The organism is Kosakonia sp. MH5, from assembly GCF_009935945.1.
Lineage (GTDB): Bacteria > Pseudomonadota > Gammaproteobacteria > Enterobacterales > Enterobacteriaceae > Kosakonia > Kosakonia radicincitans.
In genome coordinates, this window is the sequence record NZ_QODH01000001.1 from 1,186,632 (window position 1) to 1,207,748 (window position 21,117).

Annotated in this window: 24 protein-coding genes; 6 read left to right on the top strand and 18 right to left on the bottom strand. The window is 54.0% G+C overall.

Features of this window, described 5'->3' with window-relative positions:
* Positions 1-112: 112 nt before the first annotated feature.
* Positions 113-1,561, bottom strand: coding sequence for a tRNA uracil 4-sulfurtransferase ThiI (thiI, locus tag DK872_RS05610; RefSeq protein ID WP_161518104.1), 1,449 nt, complete (start codon positions 1,559-1,561; stop codon positions 113-115).
* Positions 1,562-1,775: 214 nt separating this feature from the next.
* Between thiI and xseB the strand changes: the two genes are divergently transcribed.
* From xseB to DK872_RS05630, 4 genes are read left to right on the top strand one after another with little or no spacing between them, the layout of a single operon-like run.
* Positions 1,776-2,018 (top strand): exodeoxyribonuclease VII small subunit, encoded by a 243-nt coding sequence (xseB, locus tag DK872_RS05615; protein ID WP_007373519.1) that lies wholly within the window; start codon positions 1,776-1,778, stop codon positions 2,016-2,018.
* A gap of 2 nt (positions 2,019-2,020) precedes the next feature.
* Positions 2,021-2,920 carry a (2E,6E)-farnesyl diphosphate synthase gene (gene ispA / locus DK872_RS05620; protein WP_161518105.1) on the top strand — a complete coding sequence of 300 codons (900 nt, stop codon included), beginning with the start codon at positions 2,021-2,023 and terminating at the stop codon, positions 2,918-2,920.
* A 24-nt stretch (positions 2,921-2,944) separates the two neighbouring features.
* Positions 2,945-4,807 carry a 1-deoxy-D-xylulose-5-phosphate synthase gene (gene dxs / locus DK872_RS05625; protein ID WP_161518106.1) on the top strand — a complete coding sequence of 621 codons (1,863 nt, stop codon included), beginning with the start codon at positions 2,945-2,947 and terminating at the stop codon, positions 4,805-4,807.
* Positions 4,808-4,865: 58 nt separating this feature from the next.
* Complete coding sequence (locus tag DK872_RS05630; protein WP_007373516.1) at positions 4,866-5,840, top strand: aldo/keto reductase; 975 nt, start codon at positions 4,866-4,868, stop codon at positions 5,838-5,840.
* A 117-nt stretch (positions 5,841-5,957) separates the two neighbouring features.
* Here the strand turns inward: DK872_RS05630 and pgpA are convergent, their stop codons facing one another.
* From pgpA to nrdR, 6 genes are all read right to left on the bottom strand, one after another.
* Positions 5,958-6,488, bottom strand: a complete 531-nt coding sequence (gene pgpA / locus DK872_RS05635; RefSeq protein WP_090397451.1) for a phosphatidylglycerophosphatase A — start codon at positions 6,486-6,488, stop codon at positions 5,958-5,960.
* Positions 6,451-7,428 carry a thiamine-phosphate kinase gene (thiL, locus tag DK872_RS05640; RefSeq protein WP_161518107.1) on the bottom strand — a complete coding sequence of 326 codons (978 nt, stop codon included), beginning with the start codon at positions 7,426-7,428 and terminating at the stop codon, positions 6,451-6,453. The genes pgpA and thiL overlap by 38 nt, the downstream gene beginning before the upstream one ends.
* 74 nt (positions 7,429-7,502) lie before the next feature.
* Positions 7,503-7,922 carry a transcription antitermination factor NusB gene (gene nusB, locus DK872_RS05645; protein WP_007373513.1) on the bottom strand — a complete coding sequence of 140 codons (420 nt, stop codon included), beginning with the start codon at positions 7,920-7,922 and terminating at the stop codon, positions 7,503-7,505.
* Between the two features lie 19 nt (positions 7,923-7,941).
* Complete coding sequence (ribE, locus tag DK872_RS05650; RefSeq protein ID WP_007373512.1) at positions 7,942-8,412, bottom strand: 6,7-dimethyl-8-ribityllumazine synthase; 471 nt, start codon at positions 8,410-8,412, stop codon at positions 7,942-7,944.
* A gap of 89 nt (positions 8,413-8,501) precedes the next feature.
* Entirely contained in the window at positions 8,502-9,605 is a 1,104-nt protein-coding gene (ribD, locus tag DK872_RS05655; RefSeq protein ID WP_072438175.1) for a bifunctional diaminohydroxyphosphoribosylaminopyrimidine deaminase/5-amino-6-(5-phosphoribosylamino)uracil reductase RibD, read from the bottom strand.
* A gap of 2 nt (positions 9,606-9,607) precedes the next feature.
* Complete coding sequence (gene nrdR, locus DK872_RS05660) at positions 9,608-10,057, bottom strand: transcriptional regulator NrdR (RefSeq protein WP_007373510.1); 450 nt, start codon at positions 10,055-10,057, stop codon at positions 9,608-9,610.
* 153 nt (positions 10,058-10,210) lie between these two features.
* Between nrdR and DK872_RS05665 the strand changes: the two genes are divergently transcribed.
* Entirely contained in the window at positions 10,211-10,753 is a 543-nt protein-coding gene (locus tag DK872_RS05665) for a DUF3251 domain-containing protein (RefSeq protein WP_007373509.1), read from the top strand.
* A gap of 291 nt (positions 10,754-11,044) precedes the next feature.
* Positions 11,045-11,929 carry a nucleoside-specific channel-forming protein Tsx gene (locus DK872_RS05670; RefSeq protein WP_007373508.1) on the top strand — a complete coding sequence of 295 codons (885 nt, stop codon included), beginning with the start codon at positions 11,045-11,047 and terminating at the stop codon, positions 11,927-11,929.
* A gap of 53 nt (positions 11,930-11,982) precedes the next feature.
* On the opposite strand, the gene DK872_RS05675 is transcribed toward DK872_RS05670, so the two are convergent.
* The 11 genes from DK872_RS05675 to DK872_RS05725 all read right to left on the bottom strand — a co-directional run bounded on the left by DK872_RS05675 (position 11,983) and on the right by DK872_RS05725 (position 21,114).
* Positions 11,983-12,738: an A24 family peptidase gene (locus tag DK872_RS05675; RefSeq protein WP_083596693.1), complete on the bottom strand. Its 756-nt coding sequence runs from the start codon at positions 12,736-12,738 to the stop codon at positions 11,983-11,985.
* A complete protein-coding gene (locus DK872_RS05680; RefSeq protein ID WP_143091345.1) occupies positions 12,728-13,264 on the bottom strand; it encodes a type II secretion system protein in 537 nt (178 codons plus the stop codon). Before DK872_RS05680 ends, DK872_RS05675 begins: the two co-directional genes overlap by 11 nt.
* Positions 13,251-13,613: a type II secretion system protein gene (locus DK872_RS27485; protein WP_007373505.1), complete on the bottom strand. Its 363-nt coding sequence runs from the start codon at positions 13,611-13,613 to the stop codon at positions 13,251-13,253. Before DK872_RS27485 ends, DK872_RS05680 begins: the two co-directional genes overlap by 14 nt.
* On the bottom strand, positions 13,600-14,073 hold the full coding sequence (locus DK872_RS05690) for a type II secretion system protein (RefSeq protein ID WP_035887263.1): 474 nt from the start codon (positions 14,071-14,073) through the stop codon (positions 13,600-13,602). The genes DK872_RS27485 and DK872_RS05690 overlap by 14 nt, the downstream gene beginning before the upstream one ends.
* Positions 14,070-15,857 carry a secretin N-terminal domain-containing protein gene (locus DK872_RS05695; protein ID WP_227135997.1) on the bottom strand — a complete coding sequence of 596 codons (1,788 nt, stop codon included), beginning with the start codon at positions 15,855-15,857 and terminating at the stop codon, positions 14,070-14,072. The genes DK872_RS05690 and DK872_RS05695 overlap by 4 nt, the downstream gene beginning before the upstream one ends.
* A gap of 95 nt (positions 15,858-15,952) precedes the next feature.
* Positions 15,953-16,447 (bottom strand): hypothetical protein, encoded by a 495-nt coding sequence (locus DK872_RS05700; RefSeq protein WP_072438171.1) that lies wholly within the window; start codon positions 16,445-16,447, stop codon positions 15,953-15,955.
* Complete coding sequence (locus DK872_RS05705) at positions 16,444-16,992, bottom strand: hypothetical protein (RefSeq protein WP_161518108.1); 549 nt, start codon at positions 16,990-16,992, stop codon at positions 16,444-16,446. Before DK872_RS05705 ends, DK872_RS05700 begins: the two co-directional genes overlap by 4 nt.
* Positions 16,982-17,494: a hypothetical protein gene (locus DK872_RS05710; RefSeq protein WP_072438168.1), complete on the bottom strand. Its 513-nt coding sequence runs from the start codon at positions 17,492-17,494 to the stop codon at positions 16,982-16,984. Before DK872_RS05710 ends, DK872_RS05705 begins: the two co-directional genes overlap by 11 nt.
* Before the next feature lie 152 nt (positions 17,495-17,646).
* Positions 17,647-18,318 carry a hypothetical protein gene (locus tag DK872_RS05715; RefSeq protein ID WP_161518109.1) on the bottom strand — a complete coding sequence of 224 codons (672 nt, stop codon included), beginning with the start codon at positions 18,316-18,318 and terminating at the stop codon, positions 17,647-17,649.
* Positions 18,296-19,936: a GspE/PulE family protein gene (locus tag DK872_RS05720; protein WP_161518110.1), complete on the bottom strand. Its 1,641-nt coding sequence runs from the start codon at positions 19,934-19,936 to the stop codon at positions 18,296-18,298. Before DK872_RS05720 ends, DK872_RS05715 begins: the two co-directional genes overlap by 23 nt.
* Complete coding sequence (locus DK872_RS05725; RefSeq protein ID WP_072438164.1) at positions 19,936-21,114, bottom strand: type II secretion system F family protein; 1,179 nt, start codon at positions 21,112-21,114, stop codon at positions 19,936-19,938. Before DK872_RS05725 ends, DK872_RS05720 begins: the two co-directional genes overlap by 1 nt.
* Positions 21,115-21,117 lie beyond the last annotated feature (3 nt).

The following is a 21,117-nucleotide window of genomic DNA, read 5'->3' on the forward strand; positions in this document are numbered from 1 at the left end:
GGCGTTGACGCTTATCCGGCCTACAACCGGGCCTTGCCACCGGAACACCACCGGGTTCAGGCTCGTGCCCTTGCAGGCCGGATGAAGGCGAAGCCGTCATCCGGCATTGTGTTTACGGGCGATAAACCTTCACATTCTGGAAGCCCTGCTCGCGCAGATAGAGCGCCTGCAAGCGGCTCATCACGCCACGCTCGCACCACAGCAGCCAGGTTTTGCTCTGATCCAGATCGCCAAACTTCGTGCTCAGCTTGTAGAACGGCAGCGACACGACATCAACGCCTTCCAGCTTCAGCGGCTTATCATCCTGTTCATCAATCGAACGGATATCCAGCACCACATCGTTCGGGCCAAAACCGTTAACCGTTTCAACTTCCACCACCTCTTGCTGGGTTTGCTGAGCGATTTCACTGATATCAATATTGCTGGCTTCCGCCACAACCTGGTCGAGGATAGCGAAATCAAAATGCGCTTCTTCCGCTTCGATCTTCGCTTTCACCGCCTTCACCGTTGGGCTTTTGGAAATCACGCCGCAATATTCCGGCATCGTGCGGGCAAAATCCTCGGTACCAATTTCACGCGCCAGATCGATAATGTGCTCTTTATCGTAAGAGATGAGCGGGCGCAGGATCAGCGTATCGGAGACGTTATCAATCAGACGCAGGTTGGTCAGCGTCTGGCTGGAAACCTGTCCCAGCGCTTCACCGGTTACCAGCGCCTGCACGCCGTAACGCTCAGCGACTTTCGACGCAGCGCGCACCATCATGCGTTTCAGTACCACGCCCATCTGGCCATCATCGACTTTTTCGAGGATCTCGCCGACCACCGGTTCAAAATTGATTGCCACAAAACGCACGCGGTGCGAACTGCCAAAGCGGTTCCACAGATAATGCGCCACCTGGCGAACGCCAATTTCATGGGCTGCGCCGCCGAGATTAAAGAAGCAGTAGTGTACGCGGCAGCCGCGACGCATCAGCATATAGCTGGAAACGCCGGAGTCGAAGCCGCCGGAAATCAGCGACAGGACATCTTCCTGGGTGCCAATCGGGAAGCCGCCAATCCCTTCATAACGGCCTTTTACCAGCAGCAGACGGTCATCTTCGATTTCCAGATTCACCGTCACATCCGGGTGCGTCAGCTTCACGCGCGCAGATTCGACATGCTGATTCAGCCCGCCGCCCACGTAACGTTCCACTTCAATAGAGCTGAATTCATGTTTACCACGGCGTTTCACGCGCACGCAGAAGGTTTTACCTTCAATCTGCTCGCGATACTGCACCAGCGCTTTCTCAAAAATATCGTGCAGAGAAGTGAAAGGCACATCTTCCACTTCCAGAATATGGTGGATCCCCGGAATGCGGGTCAGCGCGTCGCGAATAGCCAGACGCTGGTTTTCATCTTTGGCGCGGACTTCGATATGGTCCCAGTGGCGCACAACGGCCAGGGTTTCGTCGTAGTGCTTCAGAACGTTACGAATGTTCCCGGTCAGAATTTTAATAAAGCGCAAGCGCACAGATTGGCTTTTGATGGTGATTTCCGGGAACAATTTAATGATAAACTTCATGGCGGCAATGGTTCGTTGGCAAGCCCGACTGGGCCTGTAAGGGAAAATAATACAGCAGCCCATACCCGCGGCTGCATCCAGGCGCGGAAGTATACCACCATCGAATAGACCTTGCGCAATGCATTACCCTTGAGCGTAATTGGCTAAGTGCCACGACTCCGCTACCATAGCTAAATTGAGTCAGGATGAATAATAGAAGAGTCAGACATTCACTATGCCAAAGAAAAACGAAGCACCGGCCAGTTTCGAAACAGCGCTGAGCGAGCTGGAACAGATTGTCACTCGTCTTGAAAGCGGCGATCTTCCGCTCGAAGAGGCACTCAATGAATTCGAACGTGGCGTACAACTGGCGCGCCAGGGTCAGGTAAAGTTACAGCAGGCGGAGCAGCGCGTGCAGATCCTGCTCTCCGATTCCGAAGAGGCGTCATTAAAGCCTTTCGCACCGGACGCTGAATAACGATGGATTTTAATCAACAATTGCAGGCCTGCGTCGATCGGGCCAATGACGCGCTGCGCCGTTTTATCGCTCCGCTGCCCTTTCAGAACACTCCTCTGGTTGACGCTATCCAGTATGGCGCACTATTGGGCGGTAAACGTCTGCGCCCGTTTCTGGTTTACGCAACCGGTTCGATGTTCGGCGTCAGCCTGCAAACGCTGGATGCACCCGCGGCCGCAGTGGAGTGTATCCATGCTTACTCGCTGATCCATGATGATCTGCCAGCGATGGATGACGACGATTTACGCCGTGGCCTGCCGACCTGCCATATTAAATTTGGCGAAGCCAATGCCATTCTTGCGGGAGATGCATTGCAGACGCTGGCTTTCTCGATCCTCGCCGATGCGCCGATGCCGGAAGTGACGGCACACGATCGGCTGGCGATGGTATCAACGCTGGCGATCTCCAGCGGCGTGGCCGGCATGTGCGGCGGCCAGGCGCTGGATCTGGCGGCTGAAGGCGAGCAAATCTCACTGGAAGCGCTGGAACAGATCCATCGTCACAAAACCGGCGCGCTGATCCGTGCGGCAGTAAAAATGGGCGCGCTGAGCGCGGGCGACAGAGGGCGGGAAGCCTTGCCTCAGCTCGATCGCTACGCCCAGAGCATCGGTCTGGCGTTCCAGGTTCAGGATGACATTCTGGATGTGGTCGGCGATACTGCCACCCTTGGGAAACGCCAGGGTGCCGATCAGCACCTGGGGAAAAGTACCTATCCCGCACTTCTGGGTCTTGAGCAAGCCCGGACAAAAGCCCGCGACCTGATTGACGATGCCCGACAGGCGCTTAGCCTGCTGGCTGCACAGTCGCTTGATACGACGGCACTGGAAGCACTGGCGAATTATATAATCCAGCGTGATAAATAAAACGACACACTAGATGAGTTGCTGATGAGTTTTGATATAGCCAAATACCCGACGCTGGCGCTGGTAGATACCACACAAGAGTTGCGTCTGCTGCCGAAAGAGAGTCTGCCGAAGCTGTGCGACGAACTGCGTCGCTATCTGCTTGACAGCGTAAGCCGCTCCAGCGGGCACTTCGCCTCCGGGCTTGGCACGGTCGAACTGACCGTCGCGTTACATTACGTCTACAACACGCCGTTCGATCAGTTAATCTGGGACGTCGGCCATCAGGCCTACCCGCATAAAATTCTTACCGGGCGTCGTGACAAAATCGACACTATCCGGCAGAAAAACGGTCTGCATCCGTTCCCATGGCGCGGCGAAAGCGAATACGACGTTCTCAGCGTGGGTCACTCCTCCACCTCTATCAGCGCGGGAATTGGCGTTGCCGTCGCCGCCGCCAAAGAGGGCAAACAGCGCCGCACCGTCTGCGTCATTGGCGATGGCGCGATCACCGCAGGCATGGCCTTCGAAGCGATGAATCACGCTGGTGATATCCGCCCGGATATGCTGGTGGTGCTGAACGACAACGAGATGTCGATTTCCGAGAACGTCGGCGCGCTGAACAATCACCTGGCGCAGTTGCTCTCCGGCAAGCTCTACTCCACCCTGCGCGAAGGCGGCAAAAAAGTGCTTTCCGGCGTACCGCCGATCAAAGAGTTGATCAAGCGTACCGAAGAACATATCAAAGGCATGGTCGTGCCAGGCACCCTGTTTGAAGAGCTGGGCTTTAACTACATTGGCCCGGTGGACGGTCACGATGTGCTGGGGCTGGTGCAGACCCTGCGCAATATGCGCGATCTGAAAGGTCCGCAGTTCCTGCATATTATGACCAAAAAAGGGCGCGGCTATGAGCCGGCCGAAAAAGATCCGATCACCTTCCACGCGGTGCCGAAATTCGATCCGACCAGCGGTACGCTGCCGAAAAGCAGCGGCGGCATGCCGAGTTATTCGAAGATTTTCGGCGACTGGCTGTGCGAAACCGCCGCCAAAGACGACAAGCTGATGGCGATCACGCCAGCAATGCGTGAAGGTTCCGGCATGGTCGAATTTTCACGCAAATATCCGGATCAATATTTTGATGTTGCGATTGCCGAGCAGCATGCCGTGACTTTCGCGGCCGGGCTGGCGATTGGCGGCTACAAACCGGTGGTGGCGATCTACTCCACTTTCCTGCAGCGCGCCTATGATCAGGTGATCCACGATGTGGCGATCCAGAAACTGCCGGTGCTGTTTGCCATCGATCGCGCCGGGATTGTTGGTGCCGACGGGCAGACGCACCAGGGCGCTTTTGATATCTCCTACCTGCGCTGTATCCCGGACATGGTCATCATGACGCCAAGCGATGAAAACGAATGCCGCCAGATGCTGTTTACCGGCTATCACTATGCTGATGGCCCAAGCGCCGTACGTTACCCGCGCGGCAATGCCGTTGGCGTACCGCTGGAGCCACTGGAGAAACTGCCGATCGGTAAAGGCGTGGTGAAACGCCAGGGCGAGAAGCTGGCGATTCTGAACTTCGGCACATTATTGCCGGAAGCGCAAAAAGCCGCCGAAGCCCTGAACGCCACGCTTATCGACATGCGTTTTGCCAAACCGCTGGACGAAGCGCTGATCCTGGAAACCGCTTCGCGTCATGACTCGCTGGTAACACTGGAAGAGAATGCTATCGCAGGCGGCGCAGGCAGCGGCGTCAACGAAGTGCTGATGGCGCACCGCAAACCGGTGCCGGTGCTCAATCTCGGCCTGCCGGATTTCTTCATCCCGCAGGGTACGCAGGATGAAGCCCGCGCCGATCTGGGGCTTAACGCCGCAGGCATCGAATCCCGCATCCGCAACTGGCTCGACTGATCCCCCCAGCCGCTCCTGCTATGCTTAAACGTAAGTTTTTAATAGCAGGAGTGGAACCATGCAATACAACACATTAGGAAAAACAGACCTTAAGGTTTCTCGCCTTTGCCTTGGCTGCATGACGTTTGGCGAACCTGACCGGGGCAAGCACGCCTGGACGCTACCGGAAGAGAGCAGCCGCCCTATCATTCAGCGCGCACTGGAAGGCGGCATCAACTTCTTTGATACCGCCAACAGCTATTCTGATGGCAGCAGCGAAGAGATTGTCGGACGCGCACTACGCGATTTCGCCCGCCGCGACGAGGTGGTTGTCGCCACCAAAGTCTATCACCAGGTGGGCGATCTGGCGGAAGGACTCTCCCGCGCGCAGATCCTGCGCTCCATCGACGATAGCCTGCGGCGGCTGGGCATGGAGTATGTCGATCTACTGCAAATCCATCGCTGGGATTACCACACGCCCATTGAAGAGACGCTCGAAGCCCTTGATGAAGTGGTGAAAGCGGGCAAAGCGCGCTATATCGGCGCGTCGTCGATGCACGCTCGCCAGTTCGCTCACGCGCTGGCCTTGCAGCAAGAAAATGGCTGGGCGCGTTTTGTCACCATGCAGGATCACTACAATCTGATCTATCGCGAGGAAGAGCGCGAGATGCTGCCGCTGTGTTACAAGGAAGGCGTGGCGATTATTCCATGGAGCCCGCTGGCGCGCGGACGTTTAACCCGCCCGTGGGGAGAAACCACAGCGCGTCTGGTGTCGGACGAATTCGGCAAAACGCTGTACAGCGAAACCGATGAAAATGACAGCCAGATAGCTGAACGCCTGGCCGGCGTGGCAGAAGATGTTGGCGCTTCCCGCGCCCAAGTGGCGCTGGCCTGGCTGCTGAGTAAACCTGGCGTCGCTGCGCCGATTATTGGCACATCCCGCGAAGAGCAACTGGAAGAGTTATTAGGCGCGGTGGATTTAACGCTGAAACCGGAACAGATTGCCGAGCTGGAAACGCCGTACAAACAGCACCCGGTGGTCGGATTTAAATAACCCGTAACCCGGGAAAGTAAAATGCCCGGTGGCGCTTACCGGGCCGACTTGTCGTAATCGAATGTCAGAGCAGACCCCACACGCCGGATAAGGCGACCGCCATCCGGCGCATCACCCTCAGATCAAACCAATCGGCCAGTGGTGACCAATCAGATACAACAGCCCGGCAGCGATGATCCCGGCAATGATATCATCGACCATGATTCCCATACCGCCGTGGACATTGCGATCGAACCAGCGAATCGGCCACGGTTTCCACATATCCAGAATACGGAACAGCACAAAGCCGACGGCGACCCACTGCCAGTCATTGGTCGGGAGCGCCATCAGCGTGATCCACATTCCGATGAACTCATCCCAGACAATGCTGCCGTGATCGTGTACGCCCATATCTTTTGCCGTCTGATGGCACAGATACACACCGAGACAAATCCCCAGCATGACCACCAGCGAATAGAGCTGCCAGGGCAGGAACGTCATTGCCCACCAGAAGGGGATCGCCGCCAGCGAACCCATGGTGCCCGGCACTATCGGGCTTAAGCCGCTACCAAACCCGGTTGCCAGCAAATGCCAGGGGTTTCGCAAGTTCAGTCGGCTTTTGGCTATATCTTTAGCTCTCGGCAAAATGGTCGTATCCTTTCCAGTCAAGGGCGACAGCCTTGCCGCCACGGGTAAAATGCAGCCCCTCCACATCGGCGCTAATCTGCCCGATGCAGGTAAAAGGCACGCCGAGCTGACCGATGGCGACATCCAGCGCCCCACGGTTCAGCTCCGGCACGGTAAAACACAATTCATAATCTTCACCGCCGGAAAGCGCCCAGCGCAGCGCCTGCTCAGGCTCTACGTGACGACTGAACGCGTCGGAGAAAGGTAATGCATCCAAATCGATACGCGCGCCGCACTGGCTGGCTTTCAGTATGTGCGCCAAATCGGAGATCAGGCCGTCGGAGAGATCGATTGCCGAGCTTGCCAGGTTGCGCAGCGCCTGACCATGCAACACGCGCGGAGTTGGCCGCAAATGACGCTTAAGCAGATACTCCGCATCGCTTTTATCGCCGACGGCTAAACGCTGCTGCAAAATCGCCAGGCCAGCAGCGCTGTCGCCCAGCGTTCCGGTAACATAAATCCAGTCGCCCGGTTTAGCGCCAGAGCGCTTCATTGCCCGCCCTGGCGGTACATAACCATGAATGCCGATGGTCATCGACAGCGGGCCGCGGGTGGTATCGCCGCCAATCAACTGCATATCGTAGTAACTAAGCTGCTCAAACAGGCTGTCGCTGAATTTTTCCAGCCAGCTTTCATCTACCTCCGGCAATGTAAGCGCCAGCGTCATCCACGCCGGATCCGCGCCCACGGCAGCCAGATCGCTTAAATTCACCGCCAGTGCTTTGCAGGCCAAATCCGCAGGATCAATATCCGGCAGAAAATGGTTGCCCGCCACCAGCGTATCGACGCTGATCGCCAGCGTCTGTTTTTCAACGACGTTCAGCAGAGCACAGTCGTCGCCAATGCCGGTTTCTACATCGCGACGGGAATTTCGTACACGGTCAAAGTAACGGGCAATCAGGGAAAATTCGCCGCATGCCATACGTTAATGCCTCGGTAGAAAAAAGAAAAAGCCGGGACAGGCGCGCAGAGCATCGCTTATCACCGGCTTACGGATCATTTTTTGTGGGGGCGGATCGCAGGGGCGGCTTTATCCAGCACGCCGTTAACAAACTTGTGGCTGTCTTCAGCGCCAAAGGTTTTTGCCAGTTCGATAGCTTCGTTGATCGCCACTTTATAGGGCACATCATCACGTTTAGACAGTTCGAACAGTGCGATACGCAATACCGCTTTCTCAACCTGACCCAGCTCTTCCAGCTGACGGGACAGGTACGGCTGCATTAAGCCATCGAGATATGCGCTATTAGTCGCCACCCCGGTCAACAGCTCACGGAAGTACAGAACGTCGACATCTTTTACGTCCTGTTCCGCCAGGAACTGGTATTCAACATCAGCGATGTCGTTCTGGGACAACTGCCAGGAGTAGAGCGCCTGGACGGCACACTCACGGGCGCGGCGACGAGCAGCAGGTTTCACGGAATTCCCCTTACTAAAATCAGGCCTTGATGGCTTTCAATACATTAATCATTTCAAGCGCGGTCAGTGCGGCTTCCGCACCTTTATTACCGGCTTTAGTGCCAGCGCGTTCGATAGCTTGCTCGATACTTTCAGTAGTCAGCACGCCGAAAGCGACCGGGATTTCGCTGTCCTGGGCAACATGTGCCAGGCCATTGCTTGCACCGCCAGCAACATATTCGAAGTGCGCAGTACCGCCACGAATCACCGTGCCGAGCGCGATCACCGCGTCGTATTTGCCGGTTTTCGCCAGTGCGCCAGCCGCCAGCGGCAGTTCGTAAGCACCTGGTACCCACACGACAGTGATATTTTCATCTTTCGTCTGACCGATGCGTTTCAGCGCATCAATCGCGCCTTCGAGCAGGCTGTCGTTGATAAAGTTGTTGAAACGCGCAATGGTGATGGCGACGCGAGCGTCCGGAGCAGCAACGTTGGCTTCAATAATGTTCATATACTTCCTTTACAGGTTCAGTTCGGACCCCGCAGGGGGGCGGATTTTAGCATAATATTTTACGCGCTGCTTCCCTTTTACAGCAGGCATCACGCGTGGGTAAGATGCAGGCAGACATCCGGGCCAACCTGCCGTATCTCATTGAATTTAAAATGCGGTGCATCGGCAAGCGCCGACAGCCCCGGCAATACGCACAGGCCGCGCGCATCCGTGCCTAACAGCTTCGGCGCAAGATAAACCACCAGCTCATCCACCAGCCCGGCCTGCAACAACGCACCGGCAAGCGTTGCGCCCGCTTCCACCCAAATACTGTTAATTTGCTGTTTTCCCAGCAACATCATCAGCATCACCAAATCGACATGGCCGTGATGTTCCGGCACGATAATCTCGCGCACGCCCGCAGGCCAACTGCGCTCATCCGCTTTCGTGCGGGCAAACCAGGTTTCACCCGGCAGTCCGATCAATTTGTGTGTTGGCGTGACGCGATTCTGGCTGTCGATCACAATGCGCACCGGCTGGCGCACATTTTCTTGCGGATAGAGCGCCTGGCTGTCGGCATCCAGCTCTTCCCAGCGCACCGTCAGCGAGGGATCGTCCGCCAGCACGGTAGCGCTGCTGGTGAGAATAGCATGGCTTTGCGCCCGCAGACGCTGCACGTCCCGGCGCGCCTGCGCGGAGGTGATCCACTGGCTTTCGCCGCTGGCCATCGCCGTTCGGCCGTCCAGCGATGCGCCGAGCTTAAGCTGCACATACGGAAACCCAGTACGCATCCGTTTGAGGAAACCTTTGTTCAGCGCTTCGGCTTCACTCATCATCAGCCCGTGGCTGACATCAATGCCTTCCTGCTGCAAACGATAAAGGCCGCGTCCGGCCACCTGCGGATTGGGATCCTGCATCGCCGCGACAACGCGTGCGACGCCAGCCGCAATCAGTGCTTCACAGCAAGGCGGCGTACGCCCGTGATGGCTGCACGGCTCCAGCGTCACATACGCCGTTGCGCCGCGCGCGCGCTCACCCGCCATACGCAGCGCATGCACTTCGGCATGCGGCTCGCCAGCGCGATAGTGAAAACCTTCGCCAACGATCTCGCCATTGTTGACGATCACACAGCCGACGCGTGGGTTCGGATGGGTGGTAAAACGCCCGCGTTGCGCCAGTTTCAGCGCCCGCGCCATGTACATTTCGTCCTGCATGATCAGTCCTGTAGGCGTGCGATCTCTTCGCCAAATTCGCGAATATCTTCAAAACTGCGGTAAACGGAGGCAAAGCGGACGTAGGCCACTTTATCGAGCTTTTTCAACTGCTCCATTACCAGATTGCCGATCATTTTACTGGGAACTTCGCGTTCGCCTGTTGCGCGAAGTTGCGATTTAATGTGGTTAAGCGCCATTTCCACGTCGTCGGCGCTTACCGGACGTTTCTCCAGCGCTTTCAGCATACCGCTACGTAACTTGTCTTCATTGAAGGGTTCACGCACTTCATTGCTTTTCACCACGCGCGGCATCACCAGCTCAGCCACTTCAAAAGTGGTAAAACGCTCATTACAAACCAGACACTGCCGGCGGCGGCGAACAGAGGAGCCTTCTCCCACCAGACGAGAATCGATTACTTTGGTATCCACGGCGAAACAGAATGGGCAATGCATACGGCGTCCTGACGTGTGAGTTAACTGAAATCTATTTTACCCTGAACTGGCATGACAACAAAGGCAGACCGTTTTTGAGATAATGGATCGATGGCAACGCAGCCGTTGCGATCTACCATTACAACACTCTTTCTTTTCACGGAAACAGACATAATGACAAGACGTTACCTAAGAACACTCTTACTGGGAAGCCTTTTTGCCCTCAGTGCCTGCGCCCAGCAAAGCGAAGTCCGTCAGTTGCATCAAAGCGTCAGCACGCTGAATAGCGAGATGAGCAAACTGAACAAAGAAACGGTGAAAATCACCCAGCAGAACGCGCTGAATGCGAAATCCGGCAGTGGTGTCTATCTGCTGCCCGGCGCAAACACGCCAGCTCGTCTGAACAGCCAGATTGGTATGTTGCGTATGTCTTTGCAAAACGTCGCGCCAAATGCCGCCGGAACCCGCGTTCTGCTGCGCATTCAGGGCGAATCGAACGATCCGTTACCGGCGTTTAGCGGTACGGTTGAGTGGGGACAGATTCAGGGCACCACGCAGAATTACCAGGAAGTTAACGTACAGAATCAGCTCATCAACGCACCGGCCAGCACGCTTGCGCCAAGCGACGTCGATATTCCGTTGCAGTTAAACGGCATTACGCCAGAGCAATTAGGTTTCGTCCGTATCCACGATATTCAGCCCGCCAGCGCGCAGTAATTCCCCGGGCGACGATGTCGCCCTTTATTGCGTTTTGTAACGCTTTTTCTTCTTTTTCCACGTTCGGTCATCACATTCACGAATTTGCAATATTGGTAAATGCCAGTACAATCGCCCCGTTTATTGCACGCAAACGTGAACGCAATCGATTACGTATGTGTCAATAATGTGAAACAACACATATTTTTGTGAGCGCTGATACTTATAATAGGCGCACAGAAATATGAAACATTTAATTGCAATGCGTGCTTTCTTTCACTCCCTTCTGGGATATCAATCAGTGGCGAAAAGATGAAAAAAACAATCCTCGCAGCCGGTGCTGCTCTGGCGCTTTCTGCGTCTTTTACTGCAAACGCAGCGGATAACGCTAAACCTGAATACGTTTCCGACTGGTGGCACCAGAGCGTCAACGTGGTGGGCAGCTATCACACCCGTTTCGGACCGCAGATCCGCAACGATACCTACCTTGAGTACGAAGCGTTCGCCAAAAAAGACTGGTTTGACTTCTACGGTTATGCGGATGCGCCGGTATTCTTCGGTGGTAATACGGATGCGAAAGGTATCTGGAACCACGGTTCTCCACTGTTTATGGAAATCGAACCGCGTTTCTCCATCGATAAGCTGACGGGTGCCGATCTGAGCTTCGGTCCGTTCAAAGAGTGGTACTTCGCGAACAACTACATCTACGACATGGGCCGCAATGCCTCTGGTCGTCAGAGCACCTGGTATATGGGTCTTGGTACCGACATCGACACCGGCCTGCCGATGAGCCTCTCCCTGAACGTGTATGCGAAATACCAGTGGCAGAACTACGGCGCCGCTAACCAGAACGAATGGGATGGCTACCGTTTCAAAGTGAAATACTTTGTACCGATCACCACCCTGTGGGGCGGCCAGTTAAGCTACATCGGCTTTACCAACTTCGACTGGGGCTCCGATCTGGGTGATGAGAGCGGTAATGCGAACAACGGCATCAGAACCCGTACTAATGATTCCATCGCGTCCAGCCACATCCTCTCTCTGGGTTATGATCACTGGCACTACTCTGTTGTTGCCCGTTACTGGCACCACGGCGGCCAGTGGAACGACGACGCCAGCCTGAACTTCGGCAACGGCGACTTCAGCGTACATTCGACCGGCTGGGGTGGTTACCTGGTTGTGGGTTACAATTTCTAAGCCCGCGCGTAATGACAAAAAAGCCGATCGCACGATCGGCTTTTTTATTCCTGTCACGCAGCCAGCATTGCCCGGAACAGCCAGGCAACGGCTGCAATAATGATCGCCGGGCCGAAGGGAAAAGCTTCCGAACGGTTGGCTTTAATAATGAAATAGCCATATACCAGACCTAAAAGCGACGCGATAAGCATGATGTGAAATAGCGCTTCGTAGCCCTGCCAGGCACCGATACCGGCAAACAACTTCATATCGCCAACGCCGATCCCGGCTTGTCCGCAGCGCCACAGAAACAGGCGATTCAGCGCCCAGGGAATGAGAAAGCCCACCGCAGCACCCGCAACAATACCGCTCATTGCTGCACTGTCAGGCTGTTTCGACCATGCCGATAACATCGCCAGCCCCAGAAAGGGCAACGTCAATTTATCGGGCAGCAACAGGTAGTCATAATCAATAAACAACATGACGACCAACAAGAACAGCAGCGACAAATCGAGCAAGCTGGCCGCATTGACGCCCTGCCAGCCGATCAGCAGTGCAAACAGCAGCGCCATGGTGAATTCAACGCCAGGATAGCGCCAGCTAATGGGTTGACGACAGCACTGGCTGCGCCCCTTCAACCAGAGCCAGCCAAGCAGAGGAATGTTGTAACGCTTCCTGATACGCTGCCGGCAATGCGGGCAAAACGAAGGCGGCCAGCTCAGATTGATCGCCTCCCCCAGCATCATGCGCGGCAAGCGATAAATGACGACATTGGCAAAGCTGCCGAGGATCGCACCTAATAACGCAAAGAGCAGCGTATTACCGATCATCTTGCTTCACCGTTATGCCATGCGTTGTGCCGTCGGCAGAGCGACAAGCAGACGGGAGCGGCGCGTTTGCCACATCATCCACTTTAAAAATCCACTTCGGATAGGTGTCTGCCTTTTTAAAATTCACCAGCGCTTTCGGAAATGCCTCTGTGCGAAGCGGCCGCCCTTTCCCTTTACTGAAGACGCCCACCCAGCGGCCTTGCTTGTCGTAGCTCATCCCCCACTGCCGCGAGCCGGTCAACGGATCGGTAAACCAGCGGCGCAGGTGATAAACCACTTTTTTACCGCGAGGATCGCGCAGCAGATCGTCAAAACTCAGCGGGAGACAGCCATTCCCCGCTTTCTGATACTGCTGAATGGCATTACGGATCTGCACGCCGCGGAAAAACAACTCCTCTTCCTGCTGCTGCCGATAAACCGCCTGCCGGTAACTGCTCTCTTTCAGCAGCGCCAGCGAGAGCATTGTCAGCATCAGTAACACCCACAGATAGGTGAATCCCCCCTGCCGCTGGCTACTCCTCATCATCTGACGGGCTCTTTTCTTCCAGAGAGGGAGAGGTGACATCCGTTATCTGGCCGTCATCATCGCGTTTTACGTCCCAGTTATCGCGAGTATTTGCAACAGGATCCATCGGAATTTCAAACAGATAACCATTGTTCACCAGATCTTCCAGCTCTTCCGGGCCGAGCAGGCGATCGTGACGATACGCCGCAATTGCCGAGCGCAGCGCATTACGGTTGTGTTTTAGCACCACGACTTTCGCGTATTCGGTCTGGCCGAAAAAACGCGGTGCCACCAGCGTCATTAAGGTGGCGATGATCGCCATAACAACCAGTAACTCGATGAGCGTAAAACCTTTTTCACCATTGCGCATAGGGTATTCCATTCAATCCTGGCTGGCTGCTGGTGGAACTGACATCCCAGACATCCTTGCCACCTGTCGTCTCTCCCGGCGCCTGGGTGGATGCGCGCACCCGCCAGGTTTCGGTGTTTTTCCTGCCGTCGCAGTCACAAAAGGGATCGCGCGGGATCCGGCGCAACAGATAGATTTTTTCTTTGTTCGGGGACTTTTTATTCACCACGCCATCAACCAACAGATCGAGCGAAGCAGGCCAGTTGGTCATATCGGCATCTTTCTCAATGATCCCCTCCTCAACCAACTGCCCGTAACGATCGATTGCGCTGCGAATGTCACGCAGCGCGACGCGCAACTCCTCTTCATTACGCTGCTGCTCCTGTCGCTGATAGATGGGAATGGCGGCACTGGCAAGCGTCGCCAGCAGCGCCAGAGAGATCATCATCTCGATCAGCGTAAAGCCACGCTGAAACTTCACCGCGCATCCCCCTCGCTTTTCGCCAGCGTCGGCGCAGGCAGTTTACCGGCTGGCGGGAAGTCCGCTGGCGGCATCAGTGGCGGTGGGGTAAAGGTCTCTTTTTTATCATTCGCTTGTTGGGCGGAAGGCAGATAACCGCTCTCTCCCTGCGACTCTTCGCTGCCCATCTCAATGGTATTGATATGGGTTCCCGGCAGATCGATGTTACGTTCAATGGTTGGCGTAATCAGCAACACCACTTCCGTACGCTCTGTGCTGTTATCGTTGCTGCCAAAAAGTTTACCCAGCAGCGGAAGATCGGATAATCCGGGCAAACCGGTCAGCTCATCGCTGTCGCTCTCTTTGATCAGACCAGCCAGCACTTGTGTTTCGCCATTCTGGCTGCTCAACACGGTCGTGGCTTCACGGTTGTTGGTGCGGTAATAAGCCACGCCGTCTTTCGAATGCTCAGCGCCGCCAATAGTGCTGAGATTGAATTTCACATCCATGGAGATGGTGCTATCAACGCTGATATCCGGTGTCACTTCGAGTTTCAGCCCGACATCCTGATACTCAACCTGCTCCTGAGAAAAACTCTCTGAAATACTGCTTGTCAGTACCGGAATACGCTCGCCAATATCGATCACCGCTTTTTTATTGTTCTTCACACGGATTCGCGGATTGGCGAGAACCCGCGCATGAGAACGCACTTTTTGCAGATTGGCGGAAATCCCCTGGCTGGCGCCAAGATTGATAAACATATTGCCCTGGTTAAACCCATTCAGCGGAATATTGGTGCTCTCTTCGCTGGCGTTAAAGCCAACGCCCACCTGTCCTGGGAAGTTGATGCCAAGAATCTCTTCGTCTTTGGCGTTAATCTCCAACACTTCCACACCGAGCGTTACTTCCGCTTCCGGGCGATCGAGGGTCATCAGCAATTGTTCAGCCTTCTCTACGCTTTCGCGCGGCCCACGAAACGTGATCGAGTTGGTCCGCTCATCAACATGAACATCACGGATCTTAATCAGGTTACGCAGCGCAACATTGAGATCCTTCGCTTTGGCATAGCCCAGGAACACCGTTTTCACTAAGGTGTCGCGATAGGTTTTCTCTTTTTGCGCCGTCGCGGGATAAATCAGCAAGGTATTGCTGTTGAGTATCTTTTTACGTAACTGATTAGAGAGCAGCAGCAAATTCAGGGCGTTTTCTGCCGTTGTATCGTTAGCAATCAGGCTGGCAGTGGCTGTTTCCGGAACGTCTTTATCGTAAATAATATTAATACCGGTGATCTTGCTAATCGAAGAGAAAATATCCATCAACTTATGTTTCTGGAAATTAAAACTCACCGGCTTACGCAGCTCACGATTCATTTTTGTTTCTGGTTGATTCTGCAATGCAATTTCACGCATCAGATGATCGCGCATTTCAGCAGCCTGCGGCCAGTTAGGATCTTCCTCAAGAACCTGCTGAATTTTTTGCAGCGCCAGTTCCGGCTCGGTCTTATACTGAACAATAGCCTGTTGATATAATTTATCGAGAGCACGAGAGCCTTCGATCTTTTTTAGCCCCTGTTGCGCACTAAAATTTCCTGGCTGGTATGACAATGCTGAACGCCAGAATTTCGTCGCAGAGAGGTAATCATTCCGCGCAACAGCCTGGTTAGCGGCTAACAGATAATAATTAACCAATTGTGTAACCATTGACTGACGTTCAGTACGCAGTTCAATATCACCCGGTTTGGTCTTAATCGAGTTATCAATCTGCTGTATTTCACTGACCAGGGTGTCAATATTTCCAATATTCACTTTTTCAGGCTCTGGAAGCCTGTCGCTTGCGCAGCCTGTTAACAGAATTAACGAGCAGGCAACGCTGAGGATATTTTTTTTCATCTGCTTCACGGTTATTTAATTTTCAGAGAATTAAGATCGATACGTTTTTCAACCTGGCCGGACATCGCTTTAATTGTCACGTGGTCAGGTTCTATTGCCTGCACTTTCCAGTCCGGGGTGAGTAAATCGCCGGGTTGAATAAAGTCTTTCTTTCCGCAATTGCTACAAAGCAACCAGTTTTGCATGCCATCCGTAATAATGATGATTTTCTGGTTATCGCTTATCCAGAGTCCTGCCAGTTGAAAAGGAAAAGCAACTTCCTGTACCACCGGAGTCGTAGAGGGTTTCTCTTTTACGGGTAGGGTGTACACAGGAAATAAATCCGCCAGTTCATCACTTTCATTGCGCACAACGGGCTTTTTACTCTCCTTCGCTTTTTGCGCGACGGCGGGTTTCGTCTGCGTGCCGGATAATGCCCCGGCTGAATCATCACCAAAGAATTGTGCCCATACCACCAGACCCAATGTGAGTGCCAGGGATACTTTCAGATATAACGGGATTTTCATGATGGCTCCAGACGTGATGTCAGCGTAAGCGTCAGCTGCAGGTTGATTTGCAGGCGCTCACCATCCGGGTTCGCACGCGTAACCGATACCCTGTCGACATTAAAGATCAGGCTGCTTCTCATCTTGCTCAGCGAACGTGTTAATCCGGCCCACTTCCCCTGCAGCGGAATATCGAGCGAAAGCTTGCGTTGGCGGTTTTTTTCTTCTTTGCTGAACTGATAATGACTGCCATCAACCTGTAAATGATTCTGCTGGAGAATATCAAACAGGGTTTTAACTTGCTGATATTCGGTTTCGTTCAGCGCGCTTTGCAATTGCCCTTTATCGTTAGCTAATACCGGCAGTGGTTTCTTTAATTGTTGCTGTAAAAGCGTGTTGTCATCACGTAACCGGGTAATATCAGGCAGCATATAAATATGCTGATAGCACAATAAAGCGACAGGCACTAACAGCGCAAGTAGCGTTTTTTTCCCCGTTTTCTCCAGAAGGCAAGAGAGCCTCCAATGAATATTAGATAAGGAAAGTCTCATATGATTAACCTGCAAAAATGATCATCAGAGTCGAATTCACGGCCCATTTATCGGTAGCGTTCTTTGCTGGAGTATGATTTTTTAATTCTACCCGGGCAGGAATTTGCTCAAGTCGCGCGCTAAAATCCATCAGTGCCGATAACGATGTCGCACTGACATCCAGTGTGACGATTTTCTTATTTGGGTTAGCATCCAGAGAAACAATCGCAATATCAGAAGTGAGTAACTGCGCAACAGGATTGAGCATCGAAATAATAGAAACCGATGCTTTTTCATTTGGTTGGCTTTGTTGTGCTTTGACCTTTAGCGCCCGGATAATCTCATTTTGTCTGTTGACTGCCGCAGTTATATGCTGATTTTGTTGAGCAAGAACCTGATGTTCCTGATATTGCTCAAACATCGTCACACATAAATACAGCGTCAGGATCAGCGCAATAATAATAACAGGACACGCATAAACGGAACGTGAATAGTTACAAAGGAACGGCATTCCTTTTAGACGGAGTTCAAAAGACATAATTCTTCCCATGAATGACAGTCTTGATAAATGACGTTCTGAATACAGACCATCAAAATAAAACTAACGGCATACTACGGATATAGTACTAGTCAGAAAAATGGTCTGCGGAGCCAAAAGAGATGTTTTCAGTTCACTTTATTATCAGCGTACTAACAGGCATTAAGGAAATGACGCGGCGCATTATTATCAAGCCCCATTAATCGCGCCACCAGCGCCAGTTGCCGCTGTGCATCTCCGTCACTGTCATTATTCAGCCGCCAGACCTGATGCCACTCGCCCTGCTGGCGCGCTGCGTAAATGCTGGAATGCGCGCCGCGCAGACAAAACAGCGCCTCCTGGGGCAGCTGCCGCAACCAGGGATGCAGTTGCACCTGAAATTCAATCGCAATGCCCTCCACGCGTAGTTTTCGCTGTTTGCCGATGCGCAGCAATATTTGCCACAGGCGATCGTCAATGGTGGCGGCGAGTGCCGTTGATGCGTAGTTGACCGAGATAAAATCGGTCTTTAGCGACTGCTCTTGCCCGCCAGGCCACTGCTTTATTGCCAGGGAAGCCGCGTAACCGCGAAAATCTTCCGGGTTGGTGATCCCCTCCTGCCACGGCACTGTAAAGTGGTGAACCCGGCTACTTTCCAGCCAGAATCCCAGCGTGTCGCGCCACGGCACACGACCAATATGTGGCGCAATCAGGCCATCCACAGCCTCTTCCAGCGTGGCATCATCGGTGATTTCGCACTCGCCGATGCGGTTGCCCGCGCAGCGTAGCACCAGATGATGTTCATAGATTTCGCACAAAAATTTACGCGGGCGCAGTGATAACACGGTTAATCTCCTGAAATGTGGTTTTCCCTTCAAGAACGGCGCGAATGGCTACGTTATGCAGAGGGACAAACCCTTGCGCTAACGCAATTTCTCGCAGTTGCCGTACCGGCATCCGCGACTGCAATGCTTCTTTCATCACATCGTTAAAAGGCAGTATCTCCGCCAGCGCCAGCCGTCCGCGATAACCGCTCTGCCGACAGGACGGACAGCCGCGCCCCTTACGCCACACCGGTTGCAGATGGTTGAGATCGCTCTGCTGCCACTGCGCCAGATCCTGTTCAGTCGGCACAACCTCCTCCTGACAATCCGGGCACACGCTACGCACCAGCCGCTGGGCAAGTACACCCTGCAAGGCGGTCAGTAAGCTTTCTGTTTCCACATTCATATAGAGAAAACGTTCAAGCACACTAAACACATCGTTGGCATGCACCGTGGATAACACCAGATGCCCGGTCAACGCCGCCTGTACGGCAATACCTGCGGTTTCGCTGTCACGAATTTCCCCGACCAGAATGGTGTCCGGATCGTGACGCAGAATGGCGCGCAGGCCACGGGCAAAAGTCAGCCCTTTTTTGTCATTCACCGGGATCTGCAGAACGTCATTGAGCTGGTACTCAACCGGATCCTCAATGGTGATGATTTTGCTCTCACCGTTATTCAGTTCGCTCAGCGCCGCATACAGCGTGGTGGATTTGCCGCTTCCCGTCGGGCCTGTCACCAGCACCATGCCATGCGGCCGGTTGGTCAATTGGCGGATTTCCCGCAGGGTATGATCGTCAAAGCCGAGAATTTCCAGGCTAAGCGTACTGCTGTGCGACTTATCCAGTACACGCAGAACCGCATCTTCACCATGAATGCCGGGCACAATAGACACGCGAAAATCAACGGGGCGCTGGTGAATAATCGCTTTAAAACGCCCATCCTGCGGAACCCGCCGTTCAGAGATATCCATATTACTGAGCACTTTCAGACGTGAAATCACCTGTTCGGAATAGTGAATTCCCTGGCAATGGCGGATAGCGTGAATCACCCCATCGACGCGGTATTTCACCGCAAGACCATCGGGAACGGCCGAAAGGTGAATATCGCTGGCGCGGCTCTGCATCGCATCGTACAACGTGGCGTTGAGTAGCTTGATAATAGGATTCGCTTCGTTGGCGATAATGGCGGGCGTGATCTCAAGGATCATCTCATCTTCCGCACCTTCATTGACCTGCTGTTCAAGCTGATCCATGGTGCGCTGCTGACCGGCCAGCGCCTGCAACTGCTCCTGAAGCCAGAGCGGAGGCGCAATAGCCAGCGTGACCGGCAAACGCTGCGCCCACTGGCGAAGATCCAGTGAAAAGGGATCGCTCAGCAACAGCCACTCCTGCTGCTGCCAGCGCACCGGTAGCACCTTCCGTCCCACTGCGTCGTTGAGCGAGACATGTTCAAAATGGATCTCTGCCGCATGCAGCTCTTCTGCTGTCAGCGCTTTCAGCCCCAGTTCCGCCGCCATCCATGTTAAAGCATCCGGCTGTTCCAGCAGAACCTGCTGCAACGTCTCTCCGCGCTGGGGTTCGCTGAGCGCCAGCAGATGATCGATTACGGTAGAAATCTCATTCGGCATTACATTCATCAGGACATGCTCCCTGCCATTTCGAAAATCGGCATATAGAGTAAAAACACCACTAACCCGACAATCCCGCCGACAATCATCATCAATACGGGTTCAAAGATGCGGGTAAATGAATCAATGGCACGTTCCAGCGCCTCATCATAAAAAGCCGCAATACGCTCGCACATTCCCGCCAGCTCGCCGCTGCGCTCGCCCACCTGGATCAGGCGCATGGCAACCGGCGTTGTCAGTTGCTGGCTTTCAAGAGATTCCGATAACGTATTGCCCGCCAGCACGTGTTCCAGCACTCTGTTAAGGCGCTGATGGTGGCTGGCTGGCAGAACGGCTTTTGCCAGGCGCAGCGCATGCGGCACGGGGACACCGCCCTCAATCAACAGACCTAACGTGCGGTAAAAACGCACCAGAATGCCCAGAAATTGTTGCTGCCGGAGCTGAGGAATTTTCAGCACCAGGCTGAACAAGGTTTGTTTCACCACTGGCTGTCGGAAAAGCAAAAAGAAAAACGCCAGACAGGCGGCAAGCGCCAGCAACAGTTCCTGCCCCGAGTGCTTGACCAGATTTCCCCACCACAAAATAAGCCGGGCGCTGTCAGTCAGCGTGTTCATCCCTTCAAATACTTGTGAAAAGCTGGGGACGATAAACCCCAAAAGAAAACAGATAATTAATCCGCCTACCGACAGCACAATCACCGGGTAGGTGAGCGTTCCGCGAATGCGTTTACGCAGTTGCTCAATCCGTTGTTCGTAATAGTGATAACGCTTCAGCGCGTTGGCCAGATGCCCGGTTTGCTCCGAAGAAGCCACCGTATTCACCAGTAAAGGCGGGAAGATTTCCGGTTGTGCGCTCATCGCCTGCGAAAGTTGGCAACCGGCATAGAGTTTTTCCAGCAACCTTTCGAGCATTTCAAGAACCTGCTCATCGGTAGAGCAGGCGCGCAGCGTTTCGATGGCTTCAGTGACCACCAGGCCCGCTTCAAGCAGCGCCACCAGTTCCTGAAGAAATAAACCAAGGGCGAAGCGTTTAATCTGCCGTTGTTTTTGCGGAATAACCCGCACGACGGCATGACCCGCTTGCTGTAATTGATGACGGGCAGCAATCGCGCTTTCTGCCTGAGTACGCATTTTTTTACGCTTGCCATTATCTAAATAAGTGACTTCCCAGCTATGCGTTTTGCTCATAAA

What these genes read in the sequence shown, in the direction of transcription:
- DK872_RS05630 (WP_007373516.1), top strand. Translation starts at nt 4,866, where the DNA reads ATGCAATACAACACATTAGGAAAAACAGACCTTAAGGTTTCTCGCCTT.
- thiI (WP_161518104.1), bottom strand. Translation starts at nt 1,561, where the DNA reads ATGAAGTTTATCATTAAATTGTTCCCGGAAATCACCATCAAAAGCCAA.
- DK872_RS05725 (WP_072438164.1), bottom strand. Translation starts at nt 21,114, where the DNA reads ATGAGCAAAACGCATAGCTGGGAAGTCACTTATTTAGATAATGGCAAG.
- ribE (WP_007373512.1), bottom strand. Translation starts at nt 8,412, where the DNA reads ATGAACATTATTGAAGCCAACGTTGCTGCTCCGGACGCTCGCGTCGCC.
- DK872_RS05720 (WP_161518110.1), bottom strand. Translation starts at nt 19,936, where the DNA reads ATGAATGTAATGCCGAATGAGATTTCTACCGTAATCGATCATCTGCTG.
- DK872_RS27485 (WP_007373505.1), bottom strand. Translation starts at nt 13,613, where the DNA reads ATGCGCAATGGTGAAAAAGGTTTTACGCTCATCGAGTTACTGGTTGTT.
- DK872_RS05670 (WP_007373508.1), top strand. Translation starts at nt 11,045, where the DNA reads ATGAAAAAAACAATCCTCGCAGCCGGTGCTGCTCTGGCGCTTTCTGCG.
- thiL (WP_161518107.1), bottom strand. Translation starts at nt 7,428, where the DNA reads ATGGCATGCGGCGAATTTTCCCTGATTGCCCGTTACTTTGACCGTGTA.
- ribD (WP_072438175.1), bottom strand. Translation starts at nt 9,605, where the DNA reads ATGCAGGACGAAATGTACATGGCGCGGGCGCTGAAACTGGCGCAACGC.
- xseB (WP_007373519.1), top strand. Translation starts at nt 1,776, where the DNA reads ATGCCAAAGAAAAACGAAGCACCGGCCAGTTTCGAAACAGCGCTGAGC.
- DK872_RS05700 (WP_072438171.1), bottom strand. Translation starts at nt 16,447, where the DNA reads ATGAAAATCCCGTTATATCTGAAAGTATCCCTGGCACTCACATTGGGT.
- DK872_RS05675 (WP_083596693.1), bottom strand. Translation starts at nt 12,738, where the DNA reads ATGATCGGTAATACGCTGCTCTTTGCGTTATTAGGTGCGATCCTCGGC.
- nrdR (WP_007373510.1), bottom strand. Translation starts at nt 10,057, where the DNA reads ATGCATTGCCCATTCTGTTTCGCCGTGGATACCAAAGTAATCGATTCT.
- ispA (WP_161518105.1), top strand. Translation starts at nt 2,021, where the DNA reads ATGGATTTTAATCAACAATTGCAGGCCTGCGTCGATCGGGCCAATGAC.
- DK872_RS05665 (WP_007373509.1), top strand. Translation starts at nt 10,211, where the DNA reads ATGACAAGACGTTACCTAAGAACACTCTTACTGGGAAGCCTTTTTGCC.
- DK872_RS05680 (WP_143091345.1), bottom strand. Translation starts at nt 13,264, where the DNA reads ATGATGAGGAGTAGCCAGCGGCAGGGGGGATTCACCTATCTGTGGGTG.
- DK872_RS05710 (WP_072438168.1), bottom strand. Translation starts at nt 17,494, where the DNA reads ATGTCTTTTGAACTCCGTCTAAAAGGAATGCCGTTCCTTTGTAACTAT.
- dxs (WP_161518106.1), top strand. Translation starts at nt 2,945, where the DNA reads ATGAGTTTTGATATAGCCAAATACCCGACGCTGGCGCTGGTAGATACC.